General features: G+C 45.4%; 1 protein-coding gene. It reads right to left on the reverse strand.

Annotation, left to right across the window (positions count from 1 at the left end):
* On the reverse strand, positions 1-584 hold a 584-nt coding region (locus AB4384_RS23300), incomplete at both ends, for a hypothetical protein (protein WP_372130182.1).

Below are 584 nucleotides of genomic sequence, written 5' to 3' on the forward strand. Positions count from 1 at the left end.
GTCAGAGTGACCGTTGACGTCACCACATCGTTATCTAAATCGCTTGAGGTCACCACAATCGATTTGACGATGTCTTCGCTAACCGTGTGGTCTAGATTGCGGTTTGGTTCGAAGCGTACTTCACCTTCAAGTGTGATAAACAGAGAGCCTTCAGTGAAGATAAACTCTTGCTCACCGGTATCAGCTTGGTCAAGCGTCAGTGGAGTCCCACCATCGTAAGTAAACTCAGTAATAGTCGCGCCATCAGCACTCTGCTCTGGCATCACATCAATGGTACTGGTTGTGATTGTGCCGTCTGCAAGATTTGGCTCAGTGATATCTAACGTACCATCCTGCATGATTTGAACATCATCACCGATGGTTACATTTAACTGAGAAACCAAAGAATCATCGCCATCGCTGTCTACTGCATAAACAGGCAGGTCAAAGCTCAAACTGTTATTCACCAGACCATCTTCGTGGTCAAGCGCTTCAAGTAACGTAAAGGTGTATTGACCTAAATTGGTATCCGAGAAGCTAATAGTAAAGACGTTAGCTTCAACATCCGACGCGTCTTTAACAAAACCGATGTAATCGCCAGCACT

Source organism: Vibrio sp. 10N.261.51.A4, from assembly GCF_041471945.1.
GTDB lineage: Bacteria > Pseudomonadota > Gammaproteobacteria > Enterobacterales > Vibrionaceae > Vibrio > Vibrio crassostreae_C.